The organism is Candidatus Thiothrix putei (assembly GCA_029972225.1).
GTDB lineage: Bacteria > Pseudomonadota > Gammaproteobacteria > Thiotrichales > Thiotrichaceae > Thiothrix > Thiothrix putei.
Window position 1 is genome coordinate 3,702,895 of the sequence record CP124756.1, and the last position, 15,659, is coordinate 3,718,553.

At 50.3% G+C, this 15,659-nt stretch carries 19 protein-coding genes and 1 tRNA gene; 13 read left to right on the top strand and 7 right to left on the bottom strand.

What is annotated here, in order from left to right:
* The first annotated feature begins 206 nt into the window (after positions 1–206).
* The 9 genes from QJT81_19015 to QJT81_19055 all read left to right on the top strand — a co-directional run bounded on the left by QJT81_19015 (position 207) and on the right by QJT81_19055 (position 7,132).
* Positions 207–4,094, top strand: coding sequence for an Ig-like domain-containing protein (locus tag QJT81_19015; protein WGZ93853.1), 3,888 nt, complete (start codon positions 207–209; stop codon positions 4,092–4,094).
* A gap of 145 nt (positions 4,095–4,239) precedes the next feature.
* Positions 4,240–4,605 carry a type II toxin-antitoxin system RelE/ParE family toxin gene (locus tag QJT81_19020; GenBank protein ID WGZ93854.1) on the top strand — a complete coding sequence of 122 codons (366 nt, stop codon included), beginning with the start codon at positions 4,240–4,242 and terminating at the stop codon, positions 4,603–4,605.
* Positions 4,598–4,921 (top strand): XRE family transcriptional regulator, encoded by a 324-nt coding sequence (locus QJT81_19025; protein WGZ93855.1) that lies wholly within the window; start codon positions 4,598–4,600, stop codon positions 4,919–4,921. The genes QJT81_19020 and QJT81_19025 overlap by 8 nt, the downstream gene beginning before the upstream one ends.
* A gap of 14 nt (positions 4,922–4,935) precedes the next feature.
* A complete protein-coding gene (locus tag QJT81_19030; GenBank protein ID WGZ93856.1) occupies positions 4,936–5,232 on the top strand; it encodes a BrnA antitoxin family protein in 297 nt (98 codons plus the stop codon).
* Between the two features lie 206 nt (positions 5,233–5,438).
* Complete coding sequence (locus QJT81_19035; GenBank protein ID WGZ93857.1) at positions 5,439–5,615, top strand: BrnT family toxin; 177 nt, start codon at positions 5,439–5,441, stop codon at positions 5,613–5,615.
* On the top strand, positions 5,608–5,883 hold the full coding sequence (locus QJT81_19040) for a BrnA antitoxin family protein (GenBank protein ID WGZ93858.1): 276 nt from the start codon (positions 5,608–5,610) through the stop codon (positions 5,881–5,883). The genes QJT81_19035 and QJT81_19040 overlap by 8 nt, the downstream gene beginning before the upstream one ends.
* Before the next feature lie 98 nt (positions 5,884–5,981).
* Positions 5,982–6,335, top strand: a complete 354-nt coding sequence (locus tag QJT81_19045; protein WGZ93859.1) for a hypothetical protein — start codon at positions 5,982–5,984, stop codon at positions 6,333–6,335.
* Positions 6,332–6,535, top strand: a complete 204-nt coding sequence (locus tag QJT81_19050) for a hypothetical protein (GenBank protein ID WGZ93860.1) — start codon at positions 6,332–6,334, stop codon at positions 6,533–6,535. Before QJT81_19045 ends, QJT81_19050 begins: the two co-directional genes overlap by 4 nt.
* 330 nt (positions 6,536–6,865) lie before the next feature.
* A complete protein-coding gene (locus QJT81_19055) occupies positions 6,866–7,132 on the top strand; it encodes a hypothetical protein (protein WGZ93861.1) in 267 nt (88 codons plus the stop codon).
* Between the two features lie 165 nt (positions 7,133–7,297).
* On the opposite strand, the gene QJT81_19060 is transcribed toward QJT81_19055, so the two are convergent.
* The 3 genes from QJT81_19060 to QJT81_19070 all read right to left on the bottom strand — a co-directional run bounded on the left by QJT81_19060 (position 7,298) and on the right by QJT81_19070 (position 9,624).
* The gene (locus QJT81_19060) at positions 7,298–7,747 is read right to left on the bottom strand and encodes a hypothetical protein (protein ID WGZ93862.1); all 450 of its coding nucleotides are present in this window, start codon (positions 7,745–7,747) and stop codon (positions 7,298–7,300) included.
* 73 nt (positions 7,748–7,820) lie between these two features.
* Positions 7,821–8,315: a thiol peroxidase gene (gene tpx, locus QJT81_19065; GenBank protein ID WGZ93863.1), complete on the bottom strand. Its 495-nt coding sequence runs from the start codon at positions 8,313–8,315 to the stop codon at positions 7,821–7,823.
* A gap of 37 nt (positions 8,316–8,352) precedes the next feature.
* The gene (locus QJT81_19070; protein ID WGZ93864.1) at positions 8,353–9,624 is read right to left on the bottom strand and encodes an O-acetylhomoserine aminocarboxypropyltransferase/cysteine synthase; all 1,272 of its coding nucleotides are present in this window, start codon (positions 9,622–9,624) and stop codon (positions 8,353–8,355) included.
* 70 nt (positions 9,625–9,694) lie between these two features.
* Between QJT81_19070 and mutM the strand changes: the two genes are divergently transcribed.
* Positions 9,695–10,507: a bifunctional DNA-formamidopyrimidine glycosylase/DNA-(apurinic or apyrimidinic site) lyase gene (mutM, locus tag QJT81_19075; protein ID WGZ93865.1), complete on the top strand. Its 813-nt coding sequence runs from the start codon at positions 9,695–9,697 to the stop codon at positions 10,505–10,507.
* 90 nt (positions 10,508–10,597) lie between these two features.
* On the opposite strand, the gene QJT81_19080 is transcribed toward mutM, so the two are convergent.
* Positions 10,598–10,792, bottom strand: coding sequence for a hypothetical protein (locus QJT81_19080; protein ID WGZ93866.1), 195 nt, complete (start codon positions 10,790–10,792; stop codon positions 10,598–10,600).
* Between the two features lie 90 nt (positions 10,793–10,882).
* Between QJT81_19080 and dusA the strand changes: the two genes are divergently transcribed.
* The 3 genes from dusA (at position 10,883) to QJT81_19095 (ending at position 13,095) form a co-directional block, all read left to right on the top strand.
* Positions 10,883–11,851: a tRNA dihydrouridine(20/20a) synthase DusA gene (gene dusA, locus QJT81_19085; protein ID WGZ93867.1), complete on the top strand. Its 969-nt coding sequence runs from the start codon at positions 10,883–10,885 to the stop codon at positions 11,849–11,851.
* A gap of 46 nt (positions 11,852–11,897) precedes the next feature.
* A tRNA-Asn gene (locus tag QJT81_19090) sits at positions 11,898–11,973 on the top strand.
* 78 nt (positions 11,974–12,051) lie between these two features.
* A complete protein-coding gene (locus QJT81_19095; GenBank protein ID WGZ93868.1) occupies positions 12,052–13,095 on the top strand; it encodes a hypothetical protein in 1,044 nt (347 codons plus the stop codon).
* On the opposite strand, the gene QJT81_19100 is transcribed toward QJT81_19095, so the two are convergent.
* From QJT81_19100 to QJT81_19110, 3 genes are read right to left on the bottom strand one after another with little or no spacing between them, the layout of a single operon-like run.
* Positions 13,059–13,415, bottom strand: a complete 357-nt coding sequence (locus tag QJT81_19100) for a hypothetical protein (GenBank protein WGZ93869.1) — start codon at positions 13,413–13,415, stop codon at positions 13,059–13,061. The two genes, QJT81_19095 and QJT81_19100, sit on opposite strands and share 37 nt — an antisense overlap.
* Positions 13,416–13,426: 11 nt before the next feature.
* On the bottom strand, positions 13,427–13,804 hold the full coding sequence (locus QJT81_19105) for a P-II family nitrogen regulator (protein ID WGZ93870.1): 378 nt from the start codon (positions 13,802–13,804) through the stop codon (positions 13,427–13,429).
* Positions 13,801–15,576, bottom strand: coding sequence for a DUF1538 domain-containing protein (locus QJT81_19110; protein WGZ93871.1), 1,776 nt, complete (start codon positions 15,574–15,576; stop codon positions 13,801–13,803). The genes QJT81_19105 and QJT81_19110 overlap by 4 nt, the downstream gene beginning before the upstream one ends.
* Positions 15,577–15,659 lie beyond the last annotated feature (83 nt).

Below are 15,659 nucleotides of genomic sequence, written 5' to 3' on the forward strand. Positions count from 1 at the left end.
AAAAGCTTGTCATGCCAACCGCTGTTTACATGTGATCTGTTATCATAAATAAGTTGATTCTATTGTTTTATCGCTTTTTTGAGAATGGGGGGCTTCGTTATGGGATTGATTCCATCCGGTGGTAGGCTGCTGACAGCACAGCACAGCACAGCACAGCATACTATTATAAACATTTATTACTAATTCCGTTTTTACTGTTTATTTCCTTGTGGTTGTCAGCTTGTAACGTTGATGGTGATGCTAATGGATGGGATGCAAGCACTGCCAATCATGTACCTGTGGCACAAACTGCTAGTGTTGATGTTGCTACTGGCAGCACTGCTCAAATTACCCTTTTAGCGACAGATGCGGATGGCGATACGCTGACGTTCCGCATTGTGACTGAGCCAGCGCATGGTACGTTGCGGTTGGGGCAGGGCAATGTCTATATCTATACGCCGAATAGTGGTTATGAGGGCGATGATAGTTTTACGTTTGTGGCGAATGATGGGAAGGTGGATTCGGCTGCGGCGAAGGTGGGGGTGAGGGTTTATACCTCCAGTGGTGGGAGCAGCGGTGGTGGTATTCCAGTCAATCAAGCTCCTATGGTGAGGGCTGAGGTAGCTCCGGGGGCAAAGGAGGTATTAGATACCGTATTGTCTGCTTCCTCAACGACTGTTGATAGTGCAACAAATGGAGGGGTAGTTCTGACAGGGAACAGTACAAACCTGCAAGGTTTTGTACAAGGCGATGTTGTGTTCCTACCGAGTAAATCTAGCAAAGGGCTTCCCGTTCCATTTGTTGGCAAAGTGGCAACTGTTGTTACTAGTGGGGGGCAAACTGTCCTGACATTACGTCCTGCAAATGTTGAGGATGCTTATTCTGCCTTGGAGTGGAATTTTGATACTGCGAAAACAGGTGCGGCAGTTGTGGGTACTATTGCGCCCAAAAATGCAAAGGTCAGTTTTGCGAGTCGCCCCATATTGGCTGGAAGACCATCAATTACCAATGGGCTCAGTGTAGAAGCGAATCAAGAGGGAGCTACCGTTAATGGTTCAATTAACTTTGAAAATGAATTTATCGATAAAGATGGAAAGAAAATCACCTTGTTTGCGGAAGTGGACTTAAGCAATGTGACAGTAAGTAGCAAGGGAAGTTTTAATGTGAGAAATATTGCTTCATCTGCTGGGTGGCTGGAACTGGCGGCAGTAATTAAGGGGGATGCAAATGGTAAAGTGGGGTTGCGTTCTCCAGATGGAATGGCAGGATCACCAACATGGAGGTGGAGTGACTTATTTGATAAAGAAAAGGATATATGGAATGGTTTGGAATGGGCGGGAGATGATAAGTTCAGTCTGGAAGGTTTAGAGGGAGATGATAAAAGTGGGATGATTCCTATCGGTGGGGTTGTAATAAGACCATGTCTAACGGGCGTGTGTCCTCTCACTTTTTCTGGCAACTTAGTTAACCTGAAATATTTTTCAATGGCTCCAACAGTAGTGTTGTGGCTGTATGCAGATATGCACGGTGAAATTAAAGTCAGCGGTGAGGCTGGATTTAGGGTGCGGGGATATCATTTTGAGCAAGGTTTTGAATTTAAGGTTGTAGGAACAAATTTTGATGGCAGACAGATTGATGTGGCAACTCCATCGACTGTTGAGCTGTATGCTAATGCTAAGGCGGAACTGACTCAAAAGTTAGGTCCTTCTCTAGCGGCTGATATTTTGGTTGGTGGTATACGTCCATTGGCTATTAAGACTTTTATTGGAGCAAAGTTGGAAGGTAGTTTGGAGGGTGATACCATCTATGCGATACGTCCTAATAACGGTTGGTCAGGATTTTTTTGTTATAACAGTAAAGTGTGGGCTGGTGTCCAGCTTGATGTTAATGCTCGAGTTAAAGCTGAAATACCTATTTTTAAAAAAATTAAAATAGATGGTATTGTGGAGAGAAGTGCTTCTGTAGAAATAGCTAAGTTTGTTGATAAAGACCTTGGTAGCGATTGTTTTGTTAGTGGTTCTATTGCATTAAATGCTGTGTTTCAGGGGGATGATCCAGTTAACAATGATAATGCATTGATTAATGTAAATTTCTCCGAAGCTTATGAAAATGCCAATATTCGTCTGCTTACAGATGAGTGGGTAATTGTTGCTGAATGTGATGATTGCACTCCATTGAATTTTGAAATTCCCTCTTACCGCGCAGGAATTGATACGATCAGTTTGCCTGTAGGGCATGACTACACCTTAACTTTACAGGCAAAGAATGACAATGGAGGTATTATTAAGCAAGCTAGTATTGGTTTAAGTATAGACAATAAATTAGTTGCCCCCGCTGTCACCGCCACCCCCAGCGACAAACAAGTAACTCTTAGTTGGGGAGCTATTCAAGGCGCAACGGGCGGTTACGCTTACTGCTACTCCAAAGTGAGTGCTGATTGTACAACTTACAATTCAGCAACATGGAAAAAAGTTGAAAGTGGAACGAGCGTAGTGATCTCTGAATTGGATAATGGCACGCCTTACCATTTCCGAGTGGTTGCAAAAGATAGCAATGGAGTCGTCAGCCCAGTTAGCGATGAAGAGGATGCGACGCCAGCAAAGGAAAGCATCAACGACTTTACTAACCTCGACCCTGAAGTTGAAGGCAGCAATTTAAATGTTGGCATTGACACCAAAGGCGGCACTCTTAAACTCTCTTTCAAAGATGATGGTACGACCAACCAGACCTTCCCCTACATTTGGATAGCCAACTCAGGCGAAGGCACTATCTCCAAGCTAGATGTGAAAACAGGTCAGGAGCTAGGTCGTTATCGGACTGGCCCTGGCAATGGCAATCCATCCCGTACCACTGTTGACCAAGACGGTAACGTATGGGTCGGTAATCGGAACAACAATACGATTACTAAAGTTGGCCTTAAAGAGTTTGGTCAGTGTATCGACCGCAATGGTAACGGTGATATTGATACTTCGACAGGTAGCACTGATGTCAAACCTTGGGACGGCTACTTTGGTGATGGTCAGGGTATTGCCAATGCACAGGATGAATGTGTGTTACAGCACGTAACCCTTTCAGCCCCTGGCGTTTCCACACCTTCAGATATTCGCATGGTGGCAATTGACAAAGACAATAACGTCTTTACAGGTGGTCACTATGTAAAATCCATTTACAAAGTCAACGGTAAAACAGGCGAAATTATTGGCGCAACCAATACGCAGGGAAGTTTCTACGGTGGATTTGTTGATAAGGATGGTAATCTGTGGGCAACGCACCGGAGCGATGGTTATGGTGTGATTATTAAAGTTAGTAATGATTTGCAGAGTCAAAACATCTATAACGTAGGTCTTAATGCCTACGGCATGGCACTCAATAAACACGGTGAAATATGGGTATCTGACGCTGGGTCGCCCAACTTCTCAAGTTTCAATGTCACTGATCCAGCCGGTACACTCAAACTTCATCAGCAAGTTGGGCGAGGCTGGCAACCTTGTTATGCTCAAGGTGTGGCGATTGATGATAATGATGACATTTTTATTGCTGGGTGTCGTGACTCCTATGACTCTGTGGTTGGGCACTATAAACGTGTTATGGCGGAATCAGGCGTTACTGTTCAGCACGTAGCCAACTATCCTGTAGGGCAAGGGCCAACGGGTGTTGCTGTTGACGGTAATGGTCACATTTGGTCAGCTAATGAATATGGCAATTCGGCTTCTAAAATAACATTAGCTACCGCCACTGCTTCTTATAATGTTGAAACATTCCCCGTCGGTTATCGACCTTACAATTACAGCGACATGACTGGTCGGGTCGTCCGCACCATTACCAGCCGTCAAGGTACATGGGAAGCCACGTTTGACAGTAAAGCCGATAAGTATGCTTGGAAACAAATCCGCTGGAAACTGTTAGGGAATGCACTACCAGCAGGTACATCAGTGACGGTATATGCAAAAACTGCCAATAATACCATTGATCTAAATGCCAAAGAGTACGTGGAAGTTCAAAACGGCGTGGATGCACCCAACCTTCTACCGGGGCGTTACCTCAAACTCAAGGTCAAGCTGACATCTGATGATCTCACTTCAACACCGGAGGTGATAGAACTCCAGCTCTATTGATTTGCTTCAAATAGCGACCTAAAGGAAAAGCCGGACGTGTTCCGGCTTTTCCTTGGATAAGCTCGGATACCCTCTTGTCAGTCAAGGTGGAATGTTGTAGCCTGAAAACATTCCGCTCAGGGAATATTTTAATGATTGAGGCACTATGACGTGGCAAGTTGAATACACCGATGAGTTTGGTGAATGGTGGGATAGTCTTGCACAAGCAGAGCAAGTTTCCGTCAAAGCGTCGGTTGATTTGCTAGAGATGTTTGGTGCTGGACTGCCATTCCCTCATAGCAGTGGTATCAACGGTTCAAAACATTCCCACATGCGCGAATTGCGGACACAACACGGTGGTCATCCGTTGCGGACATTGTATGCATTTGACCCTCGCCGCTGCGCCATTCTGCTGATTGGTGGTGATAAAACAGGTGATAAGCGTTGGTATGACGTGCATGTGCCGATAGCCGACCGTTTGTATGATGAACATTTAGATGAGTTACGGAAGGAAGGTTTACTCAATGGCTAAGAAATTTTCTGAATTAGCAGCCAAAATGCCCCCTGAAGCACTCGCTCAGGCAGAGGTTAAGCTGCAAACCCTACTGGCAGCCATGCCGCTACACGAATTGCGCCGCGCCCGTGGCTTGTCGCAAAAAGCGCTGGCAGACATCCTCCAGGTGCAGCAACCCGCTATCGCCAAACTGGAACGACGCACGGATATGTACATCTCAACCTTGCGCAGCCACATTGAGGCAATGGGTGGGCAGCTCGACATTGTGGCACGTTTTCCTGATGGCTCAGTCAACATCAACAATTTTGCAGACGTGGATATGCAGCAAGCATAGCCCCTAGAAGATTTATGCAAACCAATTCAGATGATATGTACGACAAATTCAAAGATTACGACTTCGCTGATGCCAAACCTGTAGAAAAAATACCTGCTTTGGCGAAATTACAAGCGGAGTCTGGTGGCAAAAGCCGTATTACCATGCGTGTTGACAACAGCATCTTGGCAGCCTTCAAAGCGCGTGCAGCCCTAACGGGTGGCAGCTACCAAAACATGATGAACGAAGCGTTGAAGCAGTTTATCCAAGGGCAAGGGTTGGAAGATGTCGTCAGGCAAACGATCCAACAGGAATTGCGCTCACACGGGTAGGGTAAGTTGATCGTGCCAGTAGGTGGCTGCTTGCCCTGAGACGAAAAAGCCGGACGTGTTCCGGCTTTTTCTTTGCTGTGTTGGAGTGTTCCAGTATCTGCATATTGTATGTATAGTTAGAGCATGAGAATCGAATACGACCCACGCAAAGCCTGAAAAAGCACAAAGTCAGTTTTGAGGAGGCTGTTGAAAGCCTGCATGACCCATTGGCACGGGTAATCTCCGACCCCGATTGCGAAGGAGAAGAGCGTTATATCCTGATCGGAATGAGTAACAGCCGCCGGATTTTGTTGGTGATCTATGCGTATCGTGACGAAGATGATGTGATCAGAATTATTTCAGCGCGGAAAGCAACCGCACGCGAGGCGACACTATATGCGTAACGAATACGACTTCAGCCAATCTAAACCCGCCAGCGAAGTTCCCCACTTAGCAAAGTTACAAGCACAAGGCGGCAAAACCCGCATCACCATGTACGTGGATGATGATGTGCTGGCAGCTTTCCGTACACAGGCTGAGGAGCAAGGCATTGGCTATCAGACTGCTATCAATCAGGTATTGCGTGATTACTTGCACCAAGGCGAATCGGTATTGGAAAGACTGCTACGCAAAATCATCCGTGAAGAGATGCAAATACGGAGTGAAGTCTGATGCCGCTCGTTGGTGCTGGACTGCCATTTTGTGGCACATTTTCTTGATGACAGTTCGTTGATCAGGCTAACCCACGTATTCATTTGGAAGCCGAGGCGGTGAAAACGATCCTTTCCTTGTGCGAGGACGGCAGTTGGACGTTGGTGAGTAGCGATGTACTGCCGTTTGAAATCAACAATGCCCCAGAGGTTCAGCGCAGTAACATCCTGCAATTGATGGCACAACTCGCCAGTGAAACCATCTCACTAACCGAAGTAGTCAAGCAACAGGCAAGCCACTACCAAGCCGCTGGTATACAAGCGTTTGACGCTTTCCACTTGGCAAGCGCAGAGGGGAAAGTGGATATTTTTCTAACTACCGATGACCGATTTTTGAAAAAAGCACAACAAATCCCCGGTTTACAGGTCAAAGTGCTGAACCCCCTGCAATGGCTAGAAGAGGTTTTACCATGAGTGGCGCAAGAAGTTACCAAACAGAACACGAAATCCAGCTTCAGGCATTGCAAGCGTTACGCAACAGCCTAGGCGTGGTTGGTCTAATTCGTTTCATGCAGCAATACGATAAAGGCTACGGCAATTACACCGTTGACCGTCAGGCATGGCAGCAAAGCTATACGGTCGATAGTTTATTTGCAGCGATGAAGGCAGTATAGCGGTTTCCGCATGAACTGTCGGTAAGCTGGTCGTGCCAGTAGGCACTGTGACCATTTGATGGAAAGGGAGAAGCCGGATGTGTTCCGGCTTTTTCTTGGATGAAACAGTTGTGGGGCCCACCAAAAGTTCACTTGTAGGTCAACATTGCATCCATGAGAGAAATCCACTTTTACAAAACGCCATCCGGTGAATCCCCGATAGAGGAATTCTTGGACAGCCTTACCAGCAAGCAAGCCCAAAAAGTCACTTCAAAAGAAAACGCAGAAAACACCCAACGCTGAAATTGTCTTGGCAGAGGAGCGTAAACAAGACTATTTGGAGAAAAAAGCATGAGCGACTTAAAAAAGTACATCAGCAAACACCAACAACGCGATGCTACATTCGCAGACAATTTTGACAATGGCTATCAGTCCTTCAAAATAGGCGTTCTGCTACGGCAAGCGAGAGAAGCCGCAGGTATTACCCAAGAAACTATTGCGGAACGCCTTCTGTGTGATTTCAAAGGGAAACCAACACGGGCATCGAACAAGGTCGTAAAGAAGGCGAATTCAAAAAAGCTCAAGAAGTCGCACGCAGTTTGCTACAACTGGGCGTAATCCCGGAGGCTGATATTGCTCGTATTGCAGGCTCATCACTGGAAGAAGTCCAGAGACTGCGGGTTCAACACTAATACTGAACAATCAGAAAGTAGGTCATACCAATAGGTGACTGCTTGCTCTGAAATGAAAAAGCCGGACGTGTTCCGGCTTTTTCATTGAGCGTTAACGGCAAGCTTGGCGTAGGTTCGCCGCTTCCCTGAACAATCTGACGGATGTTTGCCGGTCGTTGCGTTTTGATGCAAGTACCGCTTGGCTTTCAATTTTCGCCGCACGATTCGCTGCATTTTGGCAGCTATTGGCAGGGGCTGCGGGAGCAGGTGCAGCCATTGGACGTGGTGCAATCCGCATTTGTGGAGCGGGAGCAGGTGGTGCGGCAATACGCTGCGGCGTAGTGGTCGGGTGATTACGCAATGCCAACTGTGCTTGTTGGCGCTGCTGTACTACCCGTCGATTTGGCGGTGGAATGGGCGGCGGGCGTGTCACAATCTTGCTGACCGAATTGGCAGTATTGCCGTAGCAATAAAACGATGAAGTGCATTCAGCAGCCATCGCGGGGGTGGTAACGCTAATGCCCAGTAAGAGGGATAGCAGCAGCGCAAGCTTGGTTTTCATATCAGTTCCTGCAATAAGGGGCTGATACGAGTCTAGTCAAGATTACGAATTTCTGCTGCTATCTGATTGATATTTATACTGCGGCGAGGGCGGCGGCGTAGTTTGGTTCTTGCGCGATTTCTGGCACTTGTTCGGTGTAAGTGACCATGCCGTCTTTAATGACCACGATAGCGCGGGAGAGCAAGCCAGCTAACACGCCAGTGGTAATGGTTACGCCGTAAGCGTTGCCAAAATCCTTGTTGCGGAAGTCGGAGAGGGACACCACATTGTCCAAGCCTTCCGCGCCACAGAAACGGCTATGCGCAAACGGCAGGTCAGCCGATACGCACAAGACCGCGACATCGGTTTTGCCACTGGCGAGTTCGTTGAACTTGCGGGTGGATGCGGCACAAACGCCCGTGTCAACGCTGGGGTAGATATTGAGGATCACGGTTTTGCTTGCAAAGTCTTGCAGGGTAACGTCAGACAGGTCAGTTTTGGTCAGGGTAAACGCAGGGGCTGCGCTGCCTACGGCGGGCAGTTCGCCGCAGGTTTCCAGCGGATTGCCTTGTAAGGTGATAGTTGCCATTGGAAAATCTCCTTGAGTGATTGATTAAGGTTTGTCGTTATACGCTTGCAAAGGCTTGTTCGAGGTCGGCGATAATGTCGTCAATGTGTTCAATGCCAACGCTCAAACGGATGGTTTCAGGTCTGACACCTGCTCGCAATTGTTCCGCTTCGGTCAATTGGCGGTGCGTGGTGGAGGCGGGGTGGCAAGCCAGTGATTTTGCATCGCCGATATTCACCAGCCGTTTGATCATCTGTAACTGGTCGTAAAATTTCACCCCGGCATCAAATCCGCCTTTGATCCCAAACGTCATCAGTGACGCGGGCTTGCCGTCGAAATATTTCAACGCCAGTGCATGATACGGGTCATCGGGCAGGGCGGCAAAATTCACCCACTCGACCTTGGCATGATTTTTCAGGTAATTGGCGACGGCAATGGCATTATCGCAGTGGCGTTCCATGCGCAATGCCAGCGTTTCCAAGCCTTGCAGAATCAGGAAGGCGTTGAAGGGCGAGAGTGCCGAGCCGGTATTGCGCAGCGGTACGGTACGGGCGCGACCGATGTAGGCGGCAGGCCCCAAGGCTTCGGTATACACCACGCCGTGGTAAGAGGGTTCGGGGCTGTTAATGGCGGCGTAGCGTTCTTTGTTTTCAGCCCAGGGGAATTTGCCGGAATCGACAATAATGCCGCCGAGTGAATTGCCGTGACCGCCGATGTATTTGGTGAGGGCGTGAACCACGATGTCCGCGCCGTAATCAATTGGCGTACACAAAATCGGGGTTGCCACGGTGTTATCGACGATGACGGCGACGCCGTGTTTGTGCGCGGCGCTGGCAATCGCTTCGAGGTCGACGATATTGCCCGCTGGGTTGCCGATGGTTTCGCAGAACACGGCTTTGGTTTTGGCATCAATCAGCTTTTCGATGGCTTCGGGGCTGTCGTTTTCGGCAAAGCGGACTTCAATGCCTTGCTTGGGGAGCATGTGTGCAAATAGCGTGTACGTGCCGCCGTACAATTGCGGGGTGGCGACAATATTATCACCCACTTCGGCGATATTGAGAATGGCGTAATTGATGGCTGCCATGCCGGAACTGACGACTAAGCCCGCAATGCCGCCTTCGAGTGCGGCGACCCGCTTTTCCAACACGTCATTGGTGGGGTTCATCAGGCGGGTGTAAATATTGCCGGGTACGGCCAGATTGAATAAATCCGCGCCGTGTTGGGCATCGTCAAACTCGTAAGCCACGGTTTGGTAAATCGGCACAGCGACCGACTTGGTGGTCGGGTCGGTGGTATAGCCAGCGTGGATGGATAATGTTTCTTTTTTCATGGGAGTCCTCCTTAGTAGAGGCTGAAGGTATACCATACGCCCCTAATGTTGACCATAGAAAGGATGTGCGATGCCTGAATTGCCCGAAGTCGAAACCACCCGCCGTGGCATTGAACCTTGGTTAAAGGGGAATACGGTGAAGAACGTGTGTATCCGCCAGCCTAAATTACGCTGGCCTGTTCCGGATGCGGTTAGCGCATTGGCAGGGCAGGTGGTGCATGAGCTGACACGGCGGGGCAAATACATTTTGCTGCATACGGATGCGGGCGTGGGGCTGATTCATTTGGGAATGTCCGGCAGTTTGCGGATTGTGGAGGCGGATTTAGCGCCGCGTAAGCATGACCATTTTGATTTGGTATTAGACAGTGGCAAGGCGGTGCGTTACCACGATCCGCGCCGTTTCGGGGCGTTTTTATGGGTGGAGGATGACCCGCTGCAACACGCTTTATTGCGTGAATTGGGGCCGGAGCCGTTGGACGAGGGTTTCGATGGGGATTATTTGTTTGAACGTTCGCGTAACCGCAGTGTGAGCGTGAAAGCATTCATTATGAATGCGCACATTGTCGTTGGCGTAGGCAATATCTACGCCAACGAAGCGCTGTTTCTAGCGGGAATAGACCCACGGCTGGCGGCGGGGCGCGTATCCCGCGAACGTTACGGTAAACTTGCGCAAACTATCCGCCAGATTCTGACCTATGCCATTGAATGCGGGGGAACAACCCTGCGCGATTTTGTACGTGAAGACGGGTCGCCGGGGTATTTTAAGCTGGAGTTGAAGGTTTACGACCGGGTTAAGTTGCCGTGTGTCGTGTGCCAGAACCCCATTGCCCAAATCACCCAAGGGCAACGTTCCACTTGGTTCTGCCCCATCTGCCAGCAATAAATCACTTCGACCACTGAGCGAAGTCGAAGTGTCGCCACCCTCTTGGTTGCTGAGCGTAGCCGCAGCATCGCCTTGCGGCTTGCCGCTGAGTCAAGTATGGCGCGAACCCCTGATCGACATATCGGCTTCTTCCAGCACGCCATTCGCCATCAGTTCGCGAATTAACTGCCTGCGGATGCCTTTGTTGACGCCAATATCCATGCCAATGCGGTAGAAAAGGAAGGAGGGAATCCCGATAATGACCAACCCGATCATAAAATACATGATAACTTCTGTATCCAACATAAAAGCCCCTTGCTTAATGTGCCGTTGTGCGATTGATTCGATTGTTTTTTAAGCGAAATAAACAGCGTCGCTCTTAGATAAGAATATTATATGACTAAGCTGAACAGGAAATTTACCGTAGCGCCGATGCTGGACTGGACTGACCGCCATTGCCGTTATTTTCACCGCTTATTGACCAAAAAATCCGTGCTGTATACCGAAATGGTGACAACAGGCGCACTCTTGCATGGCGACCCTGAGCGTCATTTACGCTTCAATCAAGAAGAGCACCCGGTCGCCTTGCAATTGGGTGGCAGTGAGCCGCAGGAAATGGCGGAATGTGCGCGTCTGGCGGCAAGTTATGGTTACGATGAAGTAAACATCAACGTCGGCTGCCCCAGCGAGCGGGTGCAAAAAGGCGCGTTTGGCGCTTGCCTGATGGCGGAACCGGATTTGATTGCGGAATGTGTCAGCGCCATGCAAGCCGCCGTGAATATTCCGGTGACGGTCAAAAACCGGATTGGCATTGATGATCAGGATGATTACGCAGGGTTGCACCACTTTGTTAGCACGGTGTCGCAAGCCGGTTGCCAGACGTTTATTATTCATGCGCGTAAGGCGTGGCTGAAGGGGCTGAGCCCTAAGGAAAACCGCGAGATTCCGCCGTTGCGTTACGACTTGGTGTATGAACTCAAGCAAGCGTTTCCGCATCTGGAGATTATTATCAACGGCGGCATTACCACGCTGGAACAATGCCAGCAGCATTTGCAGCACGTCGATGGGGTAATGGTGGGGCGCGAGGCTTATCATAATCCGTGGTTGTTGGCGCAGGTGGATTCAGCGCTTTACGGGGTAGATGATCCGTTTCAGGATCGCAAAGCGGTGTTGGCAGCGTTTTTGGATTACGTGCAGGTGCAACAAGCAGCGGGTGTGGCATTGAACCACATGAGCCGCCACATTCTCGGTTTGTTCCAAGGAATGCAGGGAGCGCGGGCGTTTCGGCGGCTGATTAGCGAAAATGCGCATAAGCAAAACGCGGGTGTTGAATTATTACGTGATGCGGCTGAAAAAATTGCTTGACCGAAGTGCATTCGCCTTATAGTATACGCGCCTCAACACCGACAGTTCCTCGATAGCTCAGTCGGTAGAGCAACGGACTGTTAATCCGTGGGTCACTGGTTCGAGTCCAGTTCGAGGAGCCAACAAATTTAAAAGGGTTGCAACTTGACAGTTGCAGCCCTTTTTCACATGTGCCCTTGTAACGCCAGAATGTCAATGACGTGAACAACGCAATACCACACACTGATAGCTCACCTTTTACTGTCACCACGCTGACGGATACCGACGTGCTTGCCGCTGGGCAAGGTCAACAGGTGCTGGCGGCTATTGGTTTCGCGCCCAAAGCCGTGATATTGGATACACAACGTCCAGTGTTCACTGTCGGTTTGCCTTTGCTGACAGCAACGAGTTACACAGAATTGTGGCTAAGCCCTACTCCGGTGCATTACGGTAAACATGCCAGTATTACCTACAGCGAAAACGGCACGGTGTTATTCGGGCATTTGTTGCTGGAAGAAGCCGATTTCCCCGATTTTCGGATTGCCAGCCAAACCGCTTACCAGCACGTTTTTGCCTTATTGCAGCAGGCGGGCTATCCCTGTTTATTGCGTATGTGGAATTATTTTCCCGCAATTGTGACACCTCAAGGCGAATTCAACCGTTACCAAACCTTTTGCTTAGGCAGGCAGGATGCGTTAAATGAATGGGGTAATTTTGATTATGCACCACCTGCTGCCACGGCGATTGGCACGCAACAAGCCGGTTTGCAAGTGTATTTCATCGCAGGTAAAAGTGCCGGGATGCAACTGGAAAACCCCCGCCAGACCAGTGCTTTCCTTTATCCGCGCCAATATGGCCCGGTCAGCCCGGCGTTTTCACGGGCGACCGTCAAAGACTGGGGGCAGGGCAAGCATATCTACATTTCCGGCACGACCAGCATTGTGGGGCATGAAACCTTGCATATCGGCAAGCCCTTGCTGCAATTGGAAGAAACCTTACGCAACCTCGAAGCCTTGCTGAGTCACGGCGATGCCACCTTGGGAATGCCAGCGCGGCAGGTGCGCGACCTCACGCAATTGAAAGTGTATTTGCACGATGCGACGTGTTTGCCTGAGATTCAGGAGCGTTTGACGGCGTATTTGGCTGCGGCTACGCTCAGCCAACCTACGGTGTTGTATTTGCAAGGCGATGTGTGCCGTTCTGATTTGATGGTGGAAGTAGAAGGTATTTACACCTCTTCTTCGGGCAATTCCGGCAACGTATAAGGGGTGGCGGCGAGTAGGCTGTGCATGTACATCAAGCCACCGTGCGGGCGATTGATCTCGGCTAGTTCGTAGATGTATTCAAACACCTCGTCCGCTTGTTCGGTGGGGATGGCGACCGTCAGCACTTCTTTTTCCGAGGTTTCGCCAATGCCGCGATAGCGTAGCGGGGTTAAACGCCCATTGCCGCGTGCGTAATGAATGTCCACTGCGGTCAGCCCGCGTTCTTTGGTTAAGGCTTTGGCTACCTTCATAGCGCGACCTTTGGGCAAGATACAGGTGATGACTTTTTGCGAAATGAGGGTAGGGGTGACGCTTAACATGTTGGGCGGACTCATGAGCCTTGACGTGGATAATCGGTGAGGCGTTCGACGATTTCGGGGGGAATGAAGGTGGCGGCTTTTTCCAGCGGCGTGACCCACATAAAGCCCATGCCGGGAGTATCCATTTTGCCTGCTAAATACATTTTCTCAAACACGCGGTCGAGCTGGTCGGTGGACACCACAATATTGATGACTTCTTTTTCCGCTTCGATGGCTAAGCCCATAATGCCGAGGCGTTCGCGTACCCCGCGCCCGCGTGCGTAGTGGATGCTTGCCCCTTGTGCGCCCGCTTCTTGGGCGGCTTTGACGATTTCATCCGCCAGACCGCGCTGCACAATCGCAGTGATCAGGGCGACATCGGTCAAGACAACAATTTCACGTTTGCTCATGCGGGTTTACCTTGGGTGGAAGCGTGTTTGGGGGCTTGGTCATAGTAACGTTGCTTACGGTTGACTTTCCAGCGTATCCACAAGCCGGTGAGCATCACCGAGATAATCGGGCAAATCGACGCCATTGAGAGGATGCCGAAACCTTCAATCGCATCGACCGCATTGCCCACGCCCAGCCCCATTGCTAACACCAGTGGCACGGTCACGGGGCCAGTAGTGACACCGGCGCTATCCCAGGCGATATTGACGAATTCTTCGCTGGACAGGTGGGTGAGGATAACTGCCAGCAAATAACCCGGAATCAGCAGCCACGCCAGCGGGAAGCCGAAGATGATTTTCGCGACTCCCAAGGCAATGCCAAACGCCACTCCAAATGATACCGCATACATCAATACCGATTTGCGAAATGCACCGTTGGTCAGCGTTTCGACCGTCAGACCGAGGGCATTGAGGGCGGGTTCTGCCAAGGTTGCCCCGAAACCCAGCAACCACGCAAACAACAATGCCAGCGATAAACCCAGTATGGCACTGTACAACGGGCTATGCGTCACTGCTTCAATCGCGGTAAAGGCGGCGGGAATCAGGCTGCCGGCTTGCCCGCCCAATTTCGCCAAGCCATAGCTTAAACCAAGGTTGAACATGATCATGCCGATCACCGCAAGGGCGATGCCGTAAGTGATTTGACCGGGTTCGGGGAGTTTTTCCTTGAGGATTACCCACATGACCAGCAGCAAAAACAGCACCAATGGCACAATGGCGCGTAAACCAGCGATGATTTCCAGCCACGGGGTTTGGCTATACCATGCCGGTTCCAGTGCTTGCTGGGCGTGGGCGGCGGCGGCAATGATCCCGGCGGGCGTGGTGGTGAACGCGAGATACAGCGCGAGTAATTGCACACTGAGAATCGGGAATAGCGAGGCTAAGGTGACGATACCAAAGCCTGACAGTGAGGATTGCCCTTTGCCAGCGGCGGCGGCAATGCCGATCCCCAATGCCAGCACCAGCGGCACGGTGACGGGGCCGGTGGTGACAGCGCCGCTATCCCACGCCAGCCCCAAGGTTTTACTGAGTTCGGGGTCGAATTGCATGAAAACGGTGAGGGCGATAATCGGGATGAGTGACAAGTAAATCAGCGGTTTCAAGCTCCAGCCATTGAGCAGGCGCAATGTGCCGAGGATGGCGGCAGCACCGACGCCAATCCCGACTCCTAACACCAATACTTCTGCCCATTCGTTGAGCATGGCGTAGAGATAGGGAGCGGATTCGACTTGCACAATTTGCCCGGCAGCTTTCAATGCGCCAATGGCGGGTTCGGCAAAGGTGACACCAATACCGAGCAGAAAGACAATGCTGAGTACCACCGGCAAAGTGGCTTTGGCGGGGAGCGTATTGCCGAGTGTTTCGCCAAAGGGCATCAGGCCAACTTTTAAGCCTTCCATGAAAAACATTAAGCCGAGAATTACCGCGACTAAGCCGCCGGTAATCAAGCCAGCGTCGGCGACGCCTTGTTGCAGCACAAAAATCTGGAACAGCACGAGGTACAGCGCGAGTGGGACAACGGCTTGCATTTGTTCCATCAGGCGGCTGCTGATGTAGGGTTGAATCAGGCGGTAAGCATCAATCCAGCGTAGGTGGATTTTGGGGGCGCGGTAGGGAATTTCGCTGCCATCAGCGGCGTGCCACACTTTGGGCGTGAGGTTGTTGTAGGAGATTTGTTGCTGCTGAAGCGTAATTTCGCGCACAAATGCGCCAAAGCGGATTTCAGTTGGCATGGTTTTCCTGAATACTGATTGGCTTATTGCGACAATACCATATTTTATGAACACTCACTTGAAGAGCAAGCAAATTCACGCCA